Annotated in this window: 13 protein-coding genes and 4 tRNA genes; 5 read left to right on the top strand and 12 right to left on the bottom strand. The window is 58.2% G+C overall.

The window, feature by feature from the left end; translation table 11 throughout:
• Window positions 1-57 precede the first annotated feature (57 nt).
• The 3 genes from OU997_RS17150 to OU997_RS17140 all read right to left on the bottom strand — a co-directional run bounded on the left by OU997_RS17150 (window position 58) and on the right by OU997_RS17140 (window position 2,648).
• Window positions 58-837, bottom strand: coding sequence for an ABC transporter permease (locus OU997_RS17150; protein WP_108486576.1), 780 nt, complete (start codon window positions 835-837; stop codon window positions 58-60).
• Window positions 838-848: 11 nt separating this feature from the next.
• Window positions 849-1,781: an ABC transporter ATP-binding protein gene (locus OU997_RS17145; RefSeq protein WP_108486514.1), complete on the bottom strand. Its 933-nt coding sequence runs from the start codon at window positions 1,779-1,781 to the stop codon at window positions 849-851.
• Window positions 1,782-1,988: 207 nt separating this feature from the next.
• Window positions 1,989-2,648: a transglutaminase-like domain-containing protein gene (locus OU997_RS17140; protein ID WP_267807719.1), complete on the bottom strand. Its 660-nt coding sequence runs from the start codon at window positions 2,646-2,648 to the stop codon at window positions 1,989-1,991.
• Window positions 2,649-2,799: 151 nt separating this feature from the next.
• Here OU997_RS17140 and OU997_RS17135 point away from each other — a divergent pair, with 151 nt between their 5' ends.
• Both OU997_RS17135 and OU997_RS17130 read left to right on the top strand, forming a co-directional pair.
• Entirely contained in the window at window positions 2,800-5,247 is a 2,448-nt protein-coding gene (locus OU997_RS17135; protein ID WP_267807717.1) for an acyl-CoA dehydrogenase, read from the top strand.
• A 66-nt stretch (window positions 5,248-5,313) separates the two neighbouring features.
• A complete protein-coding gene (locus tag OU997_RS17130) occupies window positions 5,314-5,724 on the top strand; it encodes a PA2817 family protein (protein ID WP_108486517.1) in 411 nt (136 codons plus the stop codon).
• Window positions 5,725-5,849: 125 nt separating this feature from the next.
• Here the strand turns inward: OU997_RS17130 and OU997_RS17125 are convergent.
• The 4 genes from OU997_RS17125 to OU997_RS17110 form a co-directional block, all read right to left on the bottom strand.
• Window positions 5,850-5,925: transfer RNA gene (locus OU997_RS17125), tRNA-Gly, on the bottom strand.
• A gap of 20 nt (window positions 5,926-5,945) precedes the next feature.
• Window positions 5,946-6,021: transfer RNA gene (locus tag OU997_RS17120), tRNA-Glu, on the bottom strand.
• A 43-nt stretch (window positions 6,022-6,064) separates the two neighbouring features.
• Window positions 6,065-6,140 (bottom strand) — tRNA-Gly (locus OU997_RS17115).
• Window positions 6,141-6,175: 35 nt separating this feature from the next.
• Window positions 6,176-6,251 (bottom strand) — tRNA-Glu (locus tag OU997_RS17110).
• Window positions 6,252-6,471: 220 nt separating this feature from the next.
• Here OU997_RS17110 and OU997_RS17105 point away from each other — a divergent pair.
• Both OU997_RS17105 and OU997_RS17100 read left to right on the top strand, forming a co-directional pair.
• Entirely contained in the window at window positions 6,472-7,242 is a 771-nt protein-coding gene (locus tag OU997_RS17105) for a hypothetical protein (protein ID WP_108486518.1), read from the top strand.
• A gap of 35 nt (window positions 7,243-7,277) precedes the next feature.
• Entirely contained in the window at window positions 7,278-7,940 is a 663-nt protein-coding gene (locus OU997_RS17100; protein WP_267807715.1) for a glutathione S-transferase family protein, read from the top strand.
• 68 nt (window positions 7,941-8,008) lie between these two features.
• On the opposite strand, the gene OU997_RS17095 is transcribed toward OU997_RS17100, so the two are convergent.
• Both OU997_RS17095 and OU997_RS17090 read right to left on the bottom strand, forming a co-directional pair.
• Window positions 8,009-8,491: a GAF domain-containing protein gene (locus OU997_RS17095; RefSeq protein ID WP_108486520.1), complete on the bottom strand. Its 483-nt coding sequence runs from the start codon at window positions 8,489-8,491 to the stop codon at window positions 8,009-8,011.
• A complete protein-coding gene (locus OU997_RS17090; RefSeq protein WP_267807714.1) occupies window positions 8,484-9,377 on the bottom strand; it encodes an ATP-binding protein in 894 nt (297 codons plus the stop codon). The genes OU997_RS17095 and OU997_RS17090 overlap by 8 nt, the downstream gene beginning before the upstream one ends.
• Before the next feature lie 99 nt (window positions 9,378-9,476).
• On the opposite strand from OU997_RS17090, the gene OU997_RS17085 reads away from it, so the two are divergent.
• Complete coding sequence (locus OU997_RS17085; RefSeq protein WP_267807713.1) at window positions 9,477-11,789, top strand: response regulator; 2,313 nt, start codon at window positions 9,477-9,479, stop codon at window positions 11,787-11,789.
• Here OU997_RS17085 and OU997_RS17080 read toward each other — a convergent pair.
• The 3 genes from OU997_RS17080 to msrB all read right to left on the bottom strand — a co-directional run bounded on the left by OU997_RS17080 (window position 11,765) and on the right by msrB (window position 13,228).
• A complete protein-coding gene (locus OU997_RS17080) occupies window positions 11,765-12,241 on the bottom strand; it encodes a MarR family winged helix-turn-helix transcriptional regulator (protein WP_267807711.1) in 477 nt (158 codons plus the stop codon). The two genes, OU997_RS17085 and OU997_RS17080, sit on opposite strands and share 25 nt — an antisense overlap.
• Complete coding sequence (locus OU997_RS17075) at window positions 12,238-12,723, bottom strand: glutathione peroxidase (RefSeq protein ID WP_108486524.1); 486 nt, start codon at window positions 12,721-12,723, stop codon at window positions 12,238-12,240. The genes OU997_RS17080 and OU997_RS17075 overlap by 4 nt, the downstream gene beginning before the upstream one ends.
• Window positions 12,724-12,832: 109 nt before the next feature.
• Window positions 12,833-13,228: a peptide-methionine (R)-S-oxide reductase MsrB gene (gene msrB, locus OU997_RS17070; RefSeq protein ID WP_108486525.1), complete on the bottom strand. Its 396-nt coding sequence runs from the start codon at window positions 13,226-13,228 to the stop codon at window positions 12,833-12,835.
• Between the last annotated feature and the right edge of the window lie 288 nt (window positions 13,229-13,516).

Raw genomic sequence — 13,516 nt, 5'->3', positions numbered from 1 at the left:
TAACGGCCGAGCCGCGCAGATCAGCCGTTAAAAATGTTTCCCGATGTTGGCTGCCGCTTACTGGCGCATGCCCCGACCGCTAACCAGTAAGCGAATGCACACGCCATAAAGCACGGCGGTGGCGACCAGCATAAAACCGATGGCCACACCGATACGGATATCGGAAACGCCGAGAATGCCATAACGAAAGGCGTTGACCATATGCAGCACGGGGTTGGCCAGCGACACCGTCTGCCAGAACGGTGGCAACAGGTTGATCGAATAGAACACCCCGCCCAGGTAGGTCAGTGGCGTCAGCACGAAGGTCGGGATGATCGAAATATCATCAAAGTTGCGCGCATACACGGCGTTGATAAAGCCACCCAAGGAAAAGATGGTGGCCGTCAACAGCACCACCAGCACGGTGACACCGAGGTGATGCACCTGCAGATGAGTGAAGAACAACGACAGCACGGTGACGATCACACCCACTGCCAGGCCGCGCAGTACGCCACCGATCACATACCCCGTGAGGATGATGTGCGGCGACACCGGCGAGACCATCAGTTCCTCGATGGAGCGCTGGAACTTGCTGCCGAAGAAGCTCGACACCACGTTGCCGTAGGAGTTGGTGATCACCGACATCATGATCAGCCCCGGCACGATGTACTCCATATAAGTGAAGCCACCCATGTCGCCGATCTGACTGCCGATCAGGTTGCCGAAGATCACGAAGTACAGAACCATGGTGATTGCCGGCGGCAGCAGGGTCTGCGGCCAGATGCGGGTAAAGCGGCGTATCTCGCGGTAGACGATGGTGCGCAGCGCCACCATGTTGGCGGTGAATTCAGAGTTCAAATATGCCGTGCTCATACCGCCACCTTCGCCAGGTTCTTTTCCACCAGGGAGACAAACAGCTCCTCCAGGCGATTGGTTTTATTGCGCAGGCTCAGCACCTCCACCTTCTGCTGCGCCAGTTGGCGGAACAACTCGGTAATGCCCTGCGCCTTGTCCACCTGCACTTCCAGGGTATGCGCATCGAGCAGTTGTGCGGGATAGCCGATCAGCTGCGGCGGTACCAGTTGGGCATCCTTGAGGTCGAGCAGGAAGGTTTCCACATGCAGTTTTTTCAGCAGGTCCTTCATGCTGGTGTTCTCGACAATCCGCCCGTGGTCGATAATGCCGATGTTGCGGCACAGTTGTTCGGCTTCTTCCAGGTAATGGGTGGTGAGAATGATGGTGATGCCCTGCTCATTCAGCTCGCTAAGAAAGCTCCACATCGAGCGGCGCAGTTCGATATCAACCCCAGCCGTCGGCTCATCGAGAATCAGCAGACGCGGCTGATGCACCAGCGCGCGAGCAATCATCAAGCGGCGTTTCATCCCACCGGACAGCTCGCGTGACGGCACATTGTGCTTGCCCCACAGACCAAGCTGGTTGAGGTACTGCTCAGCGCGCTCCTTGGCGATTTTTGCCGGGATACCGTAATAACCGGCCTGGGTCACGACGATGTCGAAGGCCTTTTCGAACTGGTTGAAGTTGAATTCCTGCGGCACCACACCCAGGCAGCGCTTGAGCGCCGAAGGCTGTTTGTCCAGATCGTGGCCAAACACATTGACCGTGCCGCTGCTCTTGGTCACCAGGGTCGAGAGGATGCCGATGGTGGTGGATTTGCCGGCACCGTTGGGGCCGAGCAAAGCGAAGAAATCACCTTCAGCCACGTCAAGGTCGATGCCATGCAGCGCCTGGAAGCCGTTGCCGTAGGTCTTGGTCAACTGGCGAATGGACAGAGCAGTACTCATAAAAATGCGCACACCTGATCAGATAAAAGAAATTCAAGAGGGGCTGCGCCTGCAGCGCGAAGTGGCCCAAGTCTAGCGCCTGGAACCTCTCCACCACAGCATCTTTGCGCAAAACTGCCGCCCCCACGGCTGGGCAGCAGCCTACCAGCGCCAGGGGCAGATTAAACCCGGCCGTTTCCGATGGTGCTTATCAGCCCTGTCGATAGATCAGCCGGGCACGGCCTCGGCGGCGAAGTCGCCACTGATCAACAGCGCGTCATCGGCAAACAGATGTGGGTAGCATGCAGCCAGATGATCGAAGAACAGCGGCTCCGGCACATCGGCAAACTGGCCGTGGTCATGCAGGTATTCCATATAACGCTCGCCCTGCTGGTTGAACGGGTGAAATACGCTGTCGCTTAGGCCATCGAATTCCAGCGGCGCCACCTTGAATACCCGGCACAGCGCCAGGTTGAACGCGGGCGTGGCCTTGACCCAGCGACCCGCGAGGTACAACTCGGTATAGCCGTGCATGGCGAATACTTCACTGCGCAGCATCTCCAACAGCCGTGGAGTGGCCAGGTGGTTGCGCACATCGGCCAGGCCGATGCGCGCCGGAATGCCGCAATGGCGGGCGCAGGCGGCGAGTAAGGTGGCCTTGGGTACGCAATAACTCTCCCCAGCCTGCAATGCGTAGCTGGCCTTCAACGTCTCGGCATCACGGCTGAATACGTAGGGGTTGTAACGGATTTCATCACGTACCGCGTAGTACAGGCTGACGGCCTGTTCGCGCGGGTCTCGACTGGCGCCACGAAATTTTTCTGCGAACTCCACCAGCGCGGGGTGGTCACTATCGATGAAGCGGCCGGGCTCGAGGTATTCACGCATCAGGGTTCTCCATGACTGAGAAACCAGTCTACCGACGCGAGTCCGACCAATGCCACGACGATTCGGCCAAGCTCACCGCTCTTGTCGCCATCAATGACGACTACGCTCGTGATGGTGCGTAACAACGCATCGTCATCATGGAGGATTCCGCATGCTCGCTCTCTGGTTACTCGCCCTGCTGCTTGGCACGGCCTTACTCGCTCACCGCCGCACCGCGCCTCTGCCCGCACTGGGCATCGTGACCGGCTTGCTGATTCTGATGGGCGTGTTCAGCCATGCACCGGTCTGGCTGATGGGCCTACTCTGGTTACTCCTGCTAGCCGTGGCCTTGCCTCTGCTGCTGCCGCAACAACGCCGCAGCCTGTTCACTGCACCGCTGTTTGCCTGGTTCAAGCGCGTGCTGCCGCCGATGTCGACCACCGAACGCGACGCCATCGAAGCCGGCACAGTGTGGTGGGATGGCGAGCTGTTCAGCGGCCGCCCGGACTGGGACACCCTGCTCGCCTACCCCAAGGCGCAGCTCACCGAAGAAGAGCAGGCGTTTATCGATGGCCCCACAGAAGCGCTGTGCGCCATGGTCAGTGACTGGCAGATCGGCCAGCAGATGGACCTGCCCGCTGAGGCCTGGGCGCATATCAAGCAACACGGCTTCTTCGCCCTGATCATTCCCAAGCAATACGGCGGCAAGGGCTTTTCCGCCTATGCCCACTCCCAGGTGGCCATGAAGCTGGCCACCCGCTCCGGCGACCTGGCCTCCACCGTAATGGTGCCCAACTCTCTCGGCCCGGCCGAACTGCTGCTGCACTACGGCACCGAGGCGCAGCGCGACCATTACCTGCCGCGCCTGGCCCGCGGTGAAGACATCCCCTGCTTCGCCCTCACCGGCCCCCTGGCTGGCTCCGACGCCGGCGCCATGCCGGATACCGGAATCATCTGCAAAGGCCAGTGGCAAGGCGAGGAAGTGATCGGTCTGCGTCTGAACTGGGAAAAGCGCTATATCACCCTCGGCCCGGTCGCCACCCTGCTCGGCCTGGCCTTCAAAGCCTACGATCCCGAGCATCTGCTGGGTGAAGAGGACGACCTGGGCATCAGCCTCGCTCTGGTACCCACCGAAACGCCTGGTGTCGAAATCGGCCGCCGCCACCTGCCACTCGGCGCCGCCTTTATGAACGGCCCGAACTCAGGCAAGGATGTGTTTATCCCGCTGGATTACTTGATCGGTGGCCAGGAGATGCTCGGCAAGGGCTGGATGATGCTGATGAACTGCCTGTCCGTGGGCCGCTCCATCTCCCTGCCGGCAGTCGGCACCGGCGCAGCCAAGTTCACCAGCCTGACCACCGGCCAGTACAGCCAGATACGCGAGCAGTTCAACGTGCCGCTTTCAGCCTTCGAAGGCATTCAGCAAGCCCTGGCACGTATCGGCGGTAACGCCTGGCTGATGGACAGCGCACGCATCCTTACTGCCAATGCGGTGGATCTGGGCGAAAAACCCTCAGTGCTCTCGGCCATCCTCAAGTACCACCTGACCGAACGCGGCCGCGAATGCATCAGCCACGCCATGGACGTGCACGGCGGCAAGGGCATCGTCATGGGCCCCAACAATTATCTGGCCCGCTCCTGGCAGGGTGCGCCGATCTTTATCACCGTGGAGGGGGCCAATATCCTTTCGCGCAACCTGATGATCTTTGGTCAGGGCGCGATTCGCTGCCACCCCTACGTGCTCAAAGAAATGACCCTGGCCAGCCACGCCGATCAGGATCAGGCACTGCAGGAATTCGATGAGCTGCTGCTGCAACATATCGGCTTTGCCGTCAGCAACGCCGCCAGCAGCCTGCTGCTCAGCCTCGGCTTTGGCGTGTTCAGTCAGGTGCCGGGTGACCGCATCAGCCGCCCTTATTTCCGCGCGCTCAACCGCCTGGCAGCGTCCTTCGCCCTGCTCGCCGACACCAGCATGATGCTGCTCGGCGGCGAACTGAAACGCCGCGAACGCCTGTCAGCGCGCCTGGGTGATGTGCTCAGCCATCTGTACTTGGCATCGGCGGCCCTCAAGCGCTACCACGACCTCGGTTATCCGGAGCATTCACAACCCATGCTGCGCTGGGCCGTAGAAGAAAGCCTGGGCAAGGCCGAACAAGCGCTGGAAGAGCTGCTCAGCAACTTCCCCAGCAAACTGCTCGGCTGCGCTCTGCGCGTACTGGTATTGCCGCTGGGCCGCCGTCACAAAGGCCCACGCGATGAACTGGACGCCGAAGTAGCCAGCATTATCGGCCGTAACAGCGGCGATCCGGCGCTGGAGGAATTGCTCGAAGGCTGCTATCGCCCACAAGCTGAACAGGACCCGGTGGGTGCTCTGCAATATGCGATGAACCTGCTGCAAGACGTACAGGGGCTGCAGAAGAAACTGCACAAGGCCGTCAAAGCCGGCCAGCTACAGGAACTGCCAGAGCAAAGCCTGATCGATGCCGCGCTGGCTGCTGGGGTTCTCAACCCGGAAGAGGCGCACAGCCTGCAGCAGGCCGAAGCGGCGCGGCGGGTGGTGATTGATGTCGACGACTTCGCCAAGGAGGAACTGACCTTAGGCTCCGGCAAGGTGCGTTAAACCGACGGGACAGCGGGCGGCGTGAGCCTTATACTTGCGCGCCCGTTTTACCTACAGGATTGCCCCATGGCCAACACTCACATCGACCATCACCTCGCCCTGCTGCAGCACTTGCGCACCATTCTGGTCGCCCTGGGCGAAGCCGAGCAGATTCTCGATGACAGCCATGCCATGTACCTGGAGCGCTACGACGAGCTGCTCAGCGACCTGCCGAGCGATCCAGAGGCCAGCCTCTACCTGGGCCAGGACCTGATCAGTCAGATCTTCCAGCGCTACCCGCAAATCGCCCACCTGGTACCGCGTGACCTGCTGTGGTTCTTCGGCGGTGACTGCCTGCACTTCATGCCGGATGAAGAAATCGAGATGTACCAGACCCTCGAAGAACGCCGCTTCTACGCCGAAGAAAACGACGCACCCTTCGACTGGAATCAGGAAAAGCAGCTGCTGAGCATGCCCGCTCAGGGCGGCAAGCACTGAGCCTCAGCCAGAAACAAAAAGCCCGCACGGCATAACCGGCGGGCTTTTTTACATGCATCAAAAACAGTAGAAACTAAAACGCCGCTCAGTGAGCGGCGTTTTTGATGCTTTCTATCGAAAGAAAATGGAGCGGGAAACGAGACTCGAACTCGCGACCCCGACCTTGGCAAGGTCGTGCTCTACCAACTGAGCTATTCCCGCATACAACTTGGTACAAAAAATGGCGTCCCCTAGGGGACTCGAACCCCTGTTACCGCCGTGAAAGGGCGGTGTCCTAGGCCACTAGACGAAGGGGACCTTGGAACTTGTCGGCTATCTGCCTGAGCAGATCACCTTAATTTGGAGCGGGAAACGAGACTCGAACTCGCGACCCCGACCTTGGCAAGGTCGTGCTCTACCAACTGAGCTATTCCCGCATAAAACTTGGTTTTCAGCACACTTCATTAAAAAGTGGCGTCCCCTAGGGGACTCGAACCCCTGTTACCGCCGTGAAAGGGCGGTGTCCTAGGCCACTAGACGAAGGGGACGCTGCCCGGAAAATACAACTTGTCCGGCTTTCATGCGCTTCGCTGTTTGGCTTTGCGCGATGAAGTGGCGCGCATTCTATGGAGCCTTTCAAGGCTCGTCAACCTCAATGTAAAAAATTTTATAAATCAACGACTTCAGCCCTTAATGTGATGCAGATCTATGAGGCCTTTGCCTAAGGCACTACACTCGGACGAAAAACCGGGAACGAGAGGCTCCATCATGTCCCCACTCGTGATTACCATTTTGATTGTGACGGGCATCGTCATCCTGATTGGCATTGCCTACATCAATCATATGATCGAGAGCAGCAAGCTGGAGAAGTCGCGTATCAAAGCTGAATTGAATGATCGCCTTCGCCGTTGTGAAGTGCTGAGCGAAACCCTGCCCGGCCAGTTCATGACCCCCGCACTCAAACAGCTTCTCAACCGCCTGCAGCTGCATTTTGCGGAAAAAATTCTACCGTTGGATAAAAGCAACAGCACGTTGAAAGCTCGTGTGGAAGAGTTGCGCCTGATGCTCACACAGGGCGAAGCCATTTCCATTGCCAACCCCGCTCAACCAATCATTAACGAAGTCAAAGCCAAAGAGGTGCGCTTCCAGCTGGAGAGCCTGCACGCTCAACTGACACGTTGCGCCAAAGAAGGGAGCATCAGTACCAATGAAGCCAGGCACTGGTTGAAGGAAATACGCCAGATGCTGACCCAAGTACACATTGAATTTTTTAGCAATATCGGCCAGCAGGCACTGCATCAAAATCAACCGGGTCAAGCCCGTCTGGCCTTCGAGCGCGGGGTACAGTATCTGCGTAAACAGCCCGATCCTGCGCCTTACCAAGGTGCACTCAAAAAATTCGAAGAACAACTGGCACGTGCCAATGCACTGGTACTGGAAACCAGCAAACCCAGCATTGATCTGCCCAGTGAACTGGATGCTGGCCTTGAGTCGATGAATAGCGATAACGAGTGGAAGAAGAAAAATATCTACGACTGACAGACTGCAGTCATTTTACTCAGTGAGCATGCTTCATGAGCCTGACCCTCTATGGTGCCCCCCTGTCCCCTTTCGTAAGAAAGGTTCGCCTGTTCCTGGCCGAAAAGGCCCTCGACTATCAACTAGAAATCATCCTGCCCTTCGGCCAGCCCGCCTGGTACCGCGAGCTAAGCCCCCTGGGACGCATTCCATCATTCAAAGATGGCGATTTCAGCCTGGCTGACTCCAGCGTTATCTGTCAGTACTTGGATGATAAATACCCACACAACTCAAGCCTATTGGGGCGCACAGCCGAACAGCGTGCGCAGGTTCGCTGGCTGGAAAAGTATGCTGACTACGAACTGGCTCCACTCTGCACCTTCAGCGTATTCCGTAATCGTGCCTTGAAACCCAGCATGGGCCAGCTCTGTGATGAGGAGTCAGTCCAGAAAGCATTGACCGAAAAGCTGCCCGCGCATTTCGACTACCTGGAAAAGACTCTCGGTAACGCAGAGTATTTTCTCGGCGACTACCTGACGCTCGCGGATCTGGCCGTGACCTGTCAGCTGATCAACATGGAGCATGGTGCCGAGATACTGGATCCGCAGCGCTGGCCTAACCTCAGTGCCCACTACACACGAATCAAGTCTCGCTCATCAGTACAGGGGGTATTGCCGGGCGAACTGAAGATGCTCGCCAAAATGAGCGCCAATGCCTGAGTCATCGCCATCTACCTATAAAAAGCCCGGCGATTGCCGGGCTTTTTATTCCTGCATTGAGGCCTGACTCAGCAATCAGTCAGCTCGACAAATACCTCGACCAGCCTCTCGATGCCGGCCTGATCCGCTGCGCTAAACCGCGCCAGCCGTGGGCTGTCGAGGTCCAACACACCGAGCAGGCGTCCATCCTTGAACAACGGCACCACCAGCTCGCTATTGGAGGCACTGTCACAGGCAATATGCCCGGCAAAGGCATGCACATCTTCAACGCGCTGGGTCTGCCCAGTAGCCGCTGCTGCGCCGCACACACCACGCCCAAAGGGAATCCGCACACAGGCGACTTTGCCTTGGAACGGCCCGAGCACCAACTCCTCACCACGAGCCAAGTAGAAACCCGCCCAGTTCAGATCGCTCAGTTCCTGAAACAGAAACGCCGAAAACTGCGCCGCATTGGCAATAAAATCTCGCTCATCGGCCAGCAATGCCTGCAGTTGCGCCACCAGCAGTGGATAGCCGTCAAGCCCTTGCCCGCTTTGTTGTAAATCAATCATCCGCCTTACTCACTAATTGCAGTCCAACCCAGTCACGGGCGAATTGATAGGCGCAGCGGCCATTTCGGTTACCGCGGCCCAAGGCCCAACGTAGTGCAGCCTTCTCCAGTTCCTCATGCCACTTCCAGACCAGCCCAGCCGGGGCAGCGTGCACCTCCACCCAATGCCTGACCACATCAAGAAAATGCTCCTGGCTAAAGGGGTAGAACGACAACCACAAGCCGAAACGATCGGACAGCGCGATCTTGTCCTCCACCGCCTCGTTGGGATGCAGCTCGCCTTCCACCCGTTGCCAGTTCTCGTTATCGCTTTGTTTTTCCGGCAGCAGATGACGACGGTTAGACGTGGCATACAGCAGCACATTGTCCGGTGCACGCTCCAGAGAGCCATCGAGCACGGTTTTCAACATGCGGTAATCACCCTCACCGGCTTCGAACGACAGGTCATCGCAGAACAGCACAAAACGCTGCGGCAAGCCGCTCAACTGTTCGACGATACGCGGCAGATCGGCCAGGTGATCGCGCTCGACTTCAATCAAGCGCAAACCCGCCGAGGCATATTCGGCCAGCAGAGCACGTATCAGCGAGGACTTCCCTGTACCGCGCGCGCCCCAAAGCAAGGCATGGTTGGCCGGTAACCCCTGAATAAACTGCCGGGTGTTGCGCGCCAACTGTTCACGCTGCCGGTCCACCCCAATCAGGTCACTTAACCGCATATCCAGACTGACGTTGAGCGGACTCAGAAAACCGCTACGCCCTTCACGCTGCCACCGGGCAGCCAGACTTTGCGGCCAATCGATTGGCGCATGCACAGCTGGCAATAAAGGATCAAGGCGCACCAGAAGTGCCTCGGCACGCACTAAAAAATCACCTAAACGCGAATCCACAACACACTCCAGAGTTTCCGGCAGCCCAGACACTGCCGTGTGGTAAATCACTTGGGCTATGCTTGGCCTGCGACTCAACATGAGAATGACCGGCCCCATATGGATATAGCGCTAACCCAACGTCTGTCATTCAAACAGGCCGGCTTGACCGTTTTGGTGGCTTTTATCCTTGGCACGGTGCTCAGCTTGGTGCAGGTGGGCGTCGATTATGCCAGCGAAGACGCGTCCATCAACCGCGAGATCAATGCACTGATGGAAATCAGCCATAACCCGGCTGCGCGTATCGCCTACAACATCGACGCCGAACTGGCTCAGGAACTGGTGCTGGGACTGTTGCGCTCACCTGCAGTGATCAACGCGCAAATCATCGACAACAACCAAATGACCCTCGCCAGCGTCAGCCGCCCAGCCTTGGAAAGCCGCTACCGGATACTCAGCGACTTGATGTTTGGTCAGCGCCGACACTTTGAAACTGCTCTGTTCGTCAGCCACGCCCCCGAAGAGGCACTGGGAAAGCTCATCCTGGAAGTGGATACCTATGCGTTTGGCAGCCACTTCCTCAATCGTTCGCTGCTGACACTGCTGACCGGTTTTGCCCGCAGCCTGCTGCTGTCGCTGATCCTGCTGGTTCTTTTCTATTTCATGCTAACCAAGCCTCTGACCAGTTTTATCCGTGCCCTCAGTGAACGTGACTTGCGCACCACCAGTAATGCCAAGCTGCCCTATCCGCGCGGTCATAATCGCGATGAGATCGGCGTACTGGTTGATGTGACCAACCGCCAGCTAACCAGCATTGCCAGCGAAATCGAGCAACGCCAACAGGCTGAATCACGCCTGACCCGATACCTAGGTGAACTGGAAGACATGGTTTCAGCACGAACGGAACAACTGGAGGCAGCCAATAGCCGATTGCTCGATTCCAACCGCGAACTAGAAGAGGCCAGGCGTACCGCGCTGGACATGGCTCAAGCGCGCTCAGCCTTCCTGGCCAACATGAGCCATGAGATTCGCACCCCACTGAACGGCTTGCTGGGCATGCTGGCGCTATCACTGGATGGACCGCTGAGCAACGAGCAGCGCCAGCAACTGTCGATCGCACACGACTCCGGCAAGGTACTGGTCGAATTGCTCAACGATATTCTTGACCTGTCGAAGTTCGAGGCTGGCCAGCTTGAACTTGAGCAGATTCCTTTCGATCTCGGCAGCATGATTGAGGAAACCGCCAGCCTGCTGTCACAGAATGCCGCCCCCGGAGTAGAACTGACCACCCTGATCGACCAACACTTGTCAGGACAACTGCTAGGCGACCCGACCCGGGTCAGACAGATCGTCAGCAATCTACTGTCCAATGCCCTGAAATTCACCCGTTACGGTCGCGTCGACATCAGTGTCAGCGCTCAGCCCAACGGTGTCAGGATCATCGTGCGCGACACTGGAATTGGCATCGCCGAGGACGCACAAAGCCGTATCTTCCATCCGTTTGCGCAGGCCGCAGTTGGCATCACCCGCCAGTTTGGTGGTACCGGACTGGGGCTGGCACTGACTCGCCGGCTCTGTGAGGCCATGCGCGGGCAGCTCAGCCTGGAAACCCGCGAAGGATTTGGCAGCACCTTTCGCGTCGACCTGCCCCTTCCCAGCCTGGGTGGAAAACCGCAGCCAGCGCAACTGCATGGGCGTATTGTCGGGCTGATCACTGCCAGCTCAGGACTCAATGCGCAACTGACCAGCCTGCTGCCGAACTGGGGGCTGGACTATCGGCAACTGGATATCGACAGCTCACTGCAGGACCTGCACGCCGACCTGCTGATCAGTGATTGCCCGCAGCGCCTGCAGGAATTGCGGCAGACCTCCAGCCTGCCCATCCTGCTTGTTAGCGCCTACGGCAATTTCCTCAGCAGCGAGCAAGTAGAAAATCTAGCCCCCATAGAACAACTGGCCAGGCCGGTATCACGCCACACACTAGTGCGGGCGTTGCGCCATAACCTGAACCAGGGTGACAACCTGCCAAACCTGACGGCCAGCGAACCACCGCGCAGCCGGCAAGCGCGCATTTTGTTAGTGGAAGACAACCCGGTCAATCAACTGGTGGCCAAGGGCATGCTGGGCAAACTCGGCTGCGAGGTGCTGCTGGCCAACCATGGGGCTGAGGCCCTGAGCCTGCTGGAAACGCAGAACGTCGATCTGATCCTGATGGACTGCAACATGCCGGTCATGGACGGCTACGAGACCACTCGCCGGATTCGCCAGAAAGAGGCAATTGCTAAATTGCCAATCATCGCCCTGACAGCCAATGCCCTGGCCGACGAGCGCGACCGCTGCCGCGCGGCCGGGATGGACGACTACCTGGCCAAGCCCTTCCGCAAGGATGAGCTGGCGGCACTGCTTGATCAGTGGTTAAGCGTCATAAACTGATCCAATAGCCCGCCAACCTGGCTGCGCAACGCCGCAAGGGCATCCAGGTCGACACCCCGCTCACACAGCAACTGGCTTTTCAACGGCAGTACCTGTTCACGCAGAGCCCAGCCAGCGTCCGTCAGGGCCAGGTGCACCTCACGCTCATCGCTGAGCGACCGCTTGCGCTGCAACAGCCCTTGCAACTCCAGACGCTTGAGCAGCGGCGTCAGCGTGCCGGAATCCAGCAACAGTCGCTCACCCAGCGCTTTGACCGTCGGCAGTGCCGGCGGTTGCTGCTGCCATTCCCACAGCACCAGCATGGCCAGGTACTGCGGGTACGTCAGGCCGAGATGATCAAGCATCGGCTTGTAAGCACGGATCACTGCCCGTGAAGCGGCGTACAGCTTGAAGCACAGCTGCTTGTCCAGCTGCAGCCCTTCATCATCCGCGTACAGACTGGCCTGAGTCATTTCAGCAGCGCTTCGATCTCGGCTGTCAGGTCTTCAGGTTTAGTGGTCGGAGCGAAGCGCTTGATCACCTTGCCATCGGCACTGACCAGGAACTTGGTGAAGTTCCACTTGATGCCCTGGCTGCCCAGCAGTCCTGGCGCACTTTTCTTCAAGTTGACGAACAGCGGATGGGCATCGCTGCCATTCACATCGACCTTCTTGAACAGCGGGAAGCTGACGCCGAAGTTCAGCTCACAGAACTCGCTGATCGCGCCCTCATCACCCGGTTCCTGCTTGCCGAACTGATTGCAGGGGAAGCCCAGCACCACCAGCCCCTGGTCCTTGTACTGTTGCCAGACGTTTTCCAGCCCCTTGTACTGCGGCGTAAATCCACACTTGCTGGCGGTATTGACCACCAGCACGGCCTTGCCACCAAAGTCGGCAAGGGTTTTCTGCTCGCCCTTGATGGTGGTAACCGGAATATCGAAGAGTGCGTTGCTCATGCTGGCCATCCTGGAAAGTGGGAGTAGACGTAAGATAGCGAGCAATTAAATTGCATGCAATTTAATTAAACCAAAATAAGGCCCGCTAATGCAGGCCTATGCGATGGCCTTAAGCTTTCGGCACCAGCTTGAGCGAAGCAGAGTTGATGCAATAACGCAGCCCTGTTGGCGCCGGCCCATCGGGAAACACATGCCCCAGGTGGGCATCACACTTGACGCACTTCACTTCGATGCGGTGCATGCCGTGGCTGAAGTCGTCCAGACTGGCGATGGCCTCACTGCTGACCGGCTGAAAATAGCTGGGCCAGCCGCTACCGGAATCGTACTTGGCATCGGAGTCAAACAACGCGGCCTGACAGCAGGCACAGTGATAAATACCCGGCACCTTGCTGTCATGGTATTGGCCGGTGAAGGCACGCTCGGTACCGCCCAGGCGACATACATGAAACTGTTCCTCAGAAAGCTCCTCGCGCCAGACGTCCAGGGGTTTTTCCAGCTTATCCATGGTCACAATCCTCAATAAAAATGCCCAAAACGATCGTCAACATCACGTGGCAGCGCTCCGATGGAAGCTGCGGCGGCGCACGTTAGCGTGCATGGGTGACACACCACAAAAACGCCGGTGCGTAACTTTTGTGCACAAGCCCCAAAGGGTGAAGCACCGGGATGGGCTGAGCACAAAAAAGCCCAACCAGTACCTTTGCCAAGGTCGGGCTGGCACGTATCATTCGACCCCAGTCTGTCACCGGCGTTACAACCTGCCAAGGCGCGTCATATCGCGACTGCTTACAGG

Origin of the sequence: Pseudomonas sp. SL4(2022) (assembly GCF_026625725.1) — a bacterium.
GTDB lineage: Bacteria > Pseudomonadota > Gammaproteobacteria > Pseudomonadales > Pseudomonadaceae > Aquipseudomonas.
This window is presented reverse-complemented; position numbering and strand designations above follow the sequence as displayed.

Bases quoted from the DNA above. Each gene is read 5' to 3' on its own strand.
- OU997_RS17130 (WP_108486517.1), top strand. From the start codon at position 5,314: ATGGCCAACACTCACATCGACCATCACCTCGCCCTGCTGCAGCACTTG.
- OU997_RS17140 (WP_267807719.1), bottom strand. From the start codon at position 2,648: ATGCGTGAATACCTCGAGCCCGGCCGCTTCATCGATAGTGACCACCCC.
- OU997_RS17085 (WP_267807713.1), top strand. From the start codon at position 9,477: ATGGATATAGCGCTAACCCAACGTCTGTCATTCAAACAGGCCGGCTTG.
- OU997_RS17095 (WP_108486520.1), bottom strand. From the start codon at position 8,491: ATGATTGATTTACAACAAAGCGGGCAAGGGCTTGACGGCTATCCACTG.
- OU997_RS17100 (WP_267807715.1), top strand. From the start codon at position 7,278: ATGAGCCTGACCCTCTATGGTGCCCCCCTGTCCCCTTTCGTAAGAAAG.
- msrB (WP_108486525.1), bottom strand. From the start codon at position 13,228: ATGGATAAGCTGGAAAAACCCCTGGACGTCTGGCGCGAGGAGCTTTCT.
- OU997_RS17080 (WP_267807711.1), bottom strand. From the start codon at position 12,241: ATGACTCAGGCCAGTCTGTACGCGGATGATGAAGGGCTGCAGCTGGAC.
- OU997_RS17105 (WP_108486518.1), top strand. From the start codon at position 6,472: ATGTCCCCACTCGTGATTACCATTTTGATTGTGACGGGCATCGTCATC.
- OU997_RS17145 (WP_108486514.1), bottom strand. From the start codon at position 1,781: ATGAGTACTGCTCTGTCCATTCGCCAGTTGACCAAGACCTACGGCAAC.
- OU997_RS17075 (WP_108486524.1), bottom strand. From the start codon at position 12,723: ATGAGCAACGCACTCTTCGATATTCCGGTTACCACCATCAAGGGCGAG.
- OU997_RS17135 (WP_267807717.1), top strand. From the start codon at position 2,800: ATGCTCGCTCTCTGGTTACTCGCCCTGCTGCTTGGCACGGCCTTACTC.